The sequence below is a fragment of the Methylobacterium oxalidis genome (genome assembly GCF_007992195.1).
GTDB lineage: Bacteria > Pseudomonadota > Alphaproteobacteria > Rhizobiales > Beijerinckiaceae > Methylobacterium > Methylobacterium oxalidis.
Genome location: NZ_BJZU01000202.1, coordinates 1 through 4481, shown reverse-complemented (window position 1 = coordinate 4481; position 4481 = coordinate 1). Strand labels below are relative to the sequence as shown.

Below are 4481 nucleotides of genomic sequence, written 5' to 3'. Positions count from 1 at the left end.
CGGGAGAGGTGAGGCGGCGCTCACCCGGTCGCCTCTCCGCCGGCGAGGTGGAGGCGCATGGAAGGGGTGCCCGGCGTCGGGGGCGCCGGCGCGTCGCCGAGCGCGTTGCGGCAATCCGCGACGGTCGCCTTGGCGGTGTCGATGGCGATCGTGACGGCGGCCATCGTGCGGGCGTCGGGCTCCCGCTCCCGGGCGTAGCGGACCACGTCGGCGGCGAGGCGGTCGATCTCGACGGCGAGGGCCCGAAGCGCGGCCGGCTCGCACATCGCCCGCGCCTCGCCGGCGATGGCCAGGAGCCGGTCCATGACCTCGTCGATGCGCTCGCGGCGCAGGCGCGCCAGGCGCTGGCGCAGCCACGCCACCGCGGAGGCCAGGCCGCCGGCCAGGGCGGCCAGGAGGTAGAGGGTGTCCCCGTAGCGGTCGACGAGGCTGTGCTGCTCGCGCTCGTAATAGTCGATGGCGCCCGGATGGATCGGGATGCGGGCGCTCGTGGCCGCCGCGGTGGTGTCGTAGGCCGGGGCCAGGATGTAGTCGGCGGCGTCCGTCGCCTGCGCCGCGGCGGTCCGCATCTCGAAGAGGTGCTGGGTGACGTCGGCGGCCACGGCCCGGCCGAGGGAGGCCCGCGCCATCAGCCGGTAGGAGGCGCCCACCGTCTTCACGTCCTCCTCCGGGAGCTTGGGCTGGCCGCCGAACAGGCCGGCCGGGACGGTGACGGCCTGGAGCTTCGGGAAGCGCTCGATGATCGCGTCGTCCTCCTCGACGGCGACGAAATCCACCTTGCCGCCCCGGCTCACCGACCGGACCGCCGCGACGAGATCGAGGGCCTTGGGCGCCGCGGGCGCGATGATGCTGACGAAGGCGTCGATCTGCCGGGCGCGGAGGGCGGCGGCGAGCCCCGCCTGATCCACCGCGACGAGCCGCACCGCGCGCGCGGGCACCGGGCCGGTGCCGGAGGCGGTCTCCAGATCCAGGCCGTAATAGCCCAGGATGTTCTTGAGCAGGCGGAAATCCGCGTCCTTGTGCGCGGCGATGCCCAGGCGCTTGCCGGCGAGCCGGGGGAAGGTCCTGATCCCGTTCGCCTCCGGCGAGGCGATGACCATCGCCTGATCGCGCAGGATCGCGAGCGTCAGGCCGTTGGGCGGCAGCACCACGTCCGGCCGCACGACCGCGAGGTCGGCCCGCCCGTCCTGCAGGGCGGCCGCGCTCTCCCGCACGTCGTCGAAGGGCAGGATCCTCAGGCGGATGGATTCGCGGGCGTTCTCGAGGGCGTCCGCGTAGGCCTTGATCAGTTCCGGCTCGGTGCCGTCGCGCGGCGCGACCGCGATGGTCAGGACCGTGGCCTGCAGGAGATACCAGGCCGCGGCCGCGGCCGCGCCGAGGATCGCGGCGGCACAGACGAGGAGCGCCTCGCGCCGGAACAGCCACTTGGCCCAGCCTGGCATGGCGACGTCGGACCTCCGGGCGCGGACGTGCCCGGACCACAACACGCGGGACGCGCGGACGGTGCCCGCCGCTTCCCTACACGATTCCGTATGGGAATGCCCGCCTACCCCGCGAGCTCGCGCCCCAGCGCCTCCACCCGGCGCAGGTCGTCGACGAAGGCCGCGTAGGCCTCCTGCTTCGCCTCGTCCGGCAGGCGCAGCAGGTAGGAGGGGTGGACCGTGATGAAGCCCTGGAAGCGGTTGTCGAGGCGCTCGAAGCGGAAGGGGCCGCGGGCGCGGGCGATCGGGACCGCCTTGCCGGTGAGCGCCAGGACCGCGGTGGCGCCGAGCGCCACGACGAGCTTCGGGGCGACGATGTCGAGCTCCCGGTCGAGCCACCAGCGGTAGTGGCTGACCTCGCCCGCCGTCGGCTTCTGGTGGATGCGGCGCTTGCCGCGCTCCTCGAACTTGAAGTGCTTGACGGCATTCGTCAGGTAGGCGGCGGCCCGGTCGATCCCGGCCTCGCCCATGGCGCGGGTGAGGAGCTGGCCCGCCGGGCCGACGAAGGGGCGGCCCTGCCGGTCCTCCTGGTCGCCCGGCTGCTCGCCCACGAAGGCGATGGTGGCGCCGACGGGCCCCTCGCCGAGGACGGCCTGCGTGGCGCCCGGCACCAGCGGCTCCGTGCGGCGGATGATGGCGTTCAGCTCCTCCAGGGAGGCGGGGTCCTGGTCCGCCATGGCGGCGACGGCGCGGGCGGGCTGGCGCTTGACGGGCATCTGCGGCTCCCTCTCGATCATCGCGGCGGTGCGGGTGCCGGCCTGGCGGATCAGGGCCGGGATCGCCAGCGTCTCGGGCATGTTGTGCCAGTACTTCCGCGGCATCTCCGCCCGCATGGCGCGCAGGTTGGTGCGCGCCGGGTTGAACGTGCTCTCGTAATAGTCCCGCCAGCCCGCCTCGAAGCTGTCGCCCGCCGGCACGTCCTCGCGCCGGCCCGGCGGGCCGAAGCCGAGCGCCGCCCCGTCCCAGCGGGCCGAGCCCTCGGGCGTCAGGATGGTCCAGACGAGCGACCGGAAGCGATCGACGAAGAAGGGCGCGGCGGCCTCCAGGATGTGGTGCTCGGGCTCGAACCAGGCGACGAAGCGCTCGGTTCCCGCCGCCTCCGGCACCCGCCGGAAGCGCAGGAAAGCGTGCATCTTGTGCAGGTCGCGCGCGACCGCCTTGCGCATCCGGTCGAGGCGGTGGACGAGGGGATCGCTCGCCACCTCGAGGAGGTCGCGCTCGCCCGCGCGGATCCGCCAGATCAGGGCGTAGAGCAGGCCGTAGCGCTCGGGGTCGCGGTGGGGCACCACCATCGGCACGAGGTCCGCCGCCGCCCGCGGCAGCGCGACGGGCGCGTCCGTCGCGGCGGGCGCGGCGGCGGCGCCGAGGAGGTCCGGGGCCCCATCCGAGGTCCAGGCGACGCGCTCGGGCGGCACGCCCTCGGCCACGAGGCCGCGCACGGCCGCGCGGAACCCCTCGAGGTCGGCGCCGGGGCGAAGCGCGACGGTGCGGCGGGCCGCCTCCGCGCGGGGCGCGGCCTCCACGGGCGGGAGCGGGCCGCCCGCGCCGGCCATCGCCCGGACCGGAGCGGGCGCGCGGCGCGCCTGCGGCCCCTCCATCTCAGAACAGGCTCAGCTGCGCGGCGGGCTCGGCGAGGCGCGCGCGCAGGTCGAGGCGGTCGGTCAGCGCGGTCGGGCGCCAGTCCTCGGCGATCAGGAAGGGCCGCGCCCGCTTCAGGCCGGAGGTGAGGCGCGCCACGTCGTCGAGGCGCAGCGCCCCGTGGCGGCGCGCCCGCACGATCTTGTCCACCGCCCGCGCCCCGAGGCCCGGCACCCGCAGCAGCATCTCCCGGTCGGCCCGGTTCACGTCGACGGGGAAGCGGTGGCGGTGCCGCAGGGCCCAGGCGAGCTTGGGGTCGACGTCGAGGGGGAACATCCCGCCCTCGGTCGCCGCGGCCACGTCGTCGGGGCTGAACTCGTAGTACCGGATCAGCCAGTCGGCCTGGTAGAGCCGGTGCTCGCGCTGCAGCGGGGGCGCCTTCAGCGGCAGGATCGTCGAGCCGTCGGGGATCGGGCTGAAGGCCGAGTAGTAGACCCGCTTGAGGCCGAACGTGCCGTAGAGATGCGCGCTCTTGCGGATCAGGGCCTCGTCGGAGGTGGCGTCGGCGCCCACGATCACCTGCGTCGACTGGCCGGCCGGCGAGAAGCGGCGCCGCTCCGCCTTCGCCTCCGCGATGCGGCTGCCGATCTGCTCCATCGCCCCCTGGATCGAGGCGCCGTCCTTCTCGGGCGCGAGGCGCTCCAGGCTCGCCTCTGTGGGCAGTTCGAGGTTGATGGACAGGCGGTCGGCGTAGAGCCCCGCCTCCTCGATCAGCCAGGGGCTCGCCTCGGGGATCGACTTCAGGTGGATGTAGCCGCGGAAGCCGTGCTGGCGCCGCAGCGTCTTCGCGACGCGGGTGAGGAGCTCCATCGTGTGGTCCGGCGACTTGATGATGCCGGAGGAGAGGAACAACCCCTCGATGTAGTTGCGCTTGTAGAACTCGACCGTGAGCGTCGCGACCTCCTCGACGGTGAACTTCGCCCGGCGCACGTTCGAGGAGCGGCGGTTGACGCAGTAGGCGCAGTCGAACAGGCAGTAGTTCGTCAGGAGGATCTTCAGGAGGGAGATGCAGCGCCCATCCGGGGTGTAGGCGTGGCAGATGCCGGCGCCCGTGGTCGAGCCGAGCCCGTCCTTGCCCGCCGCGCGCTTGGGCGCCCCCGACGAGGCGCACGACGCGTCGTACTTCGCCGCGTCGGCGAGAATGCGCAGCTTCTTGGCCAGGGTCTCGTCCATCGGGACAAGATGCCGTCCGTTCGCGGTTTGTTCAAGGAGCGGGCGAGCGCCCTCCCGCGCCGTGGCGCCGCACCCCGCGCCATCCGACGCGCACGCGACCTCTCCCGAACGCGAGAGAGAGCGCCGGCCTCGCCAGCGCCGGCCTGGAACGACCGGGCGCGGCTCCCCTCTCCCGTTCGGGAGAGGGAC

General features: G+C 74.2%; 3 protein-coding genes. All 3 read right to left on the bottom strand.

The window, feature by feature from the left end; genetic code table 11:
- Positions 1 to 20: 20 nt before the first annotated feature.
- The 3 genes from MOX02_RS29225 to MOX02_RS29215 all read right to left on the bottom strand — a co-directional run bounded on the left by MOX02_RS29225 (position 21) and on the right by MOX02_RS29215 (position 4292).
- Entirely contained in the window at positions 21 to 1442 is a 1422-nt protein-coding gene (locus MOX02_RS29225; protein WP_147029287.1) for a TAXI family TRAP transporter solute-binding subunit, read from the bottom strand.
- Positions 1443 to 1546: 104 nt separating this feature from the next.
- Entirely contained in the window at positions 1547 to 3079 is a 1533-nt protein-coding gene (locus MOX02_RS29220) for a UdgX family uracil-DNA binding protein (protein WP_238179986.1), read from the bottom strand.
- A gap of 1 nt (position 3080) precedes the next feature.
- On the bottom strand, positions 3081 to 4292 hold the full coding sequence (locus MOX02_RS29215) for a putative DNA modification/repair radical SAM protein (RefSeq protein ID WP_147029286.1): 1212 nt from the start codon (positions 4290 to 4292) through the stop codon (positions 3081 to 3083).
- Between the last annotated feature and the right edge of the window lie 189 nt (positions 4293 to 4481).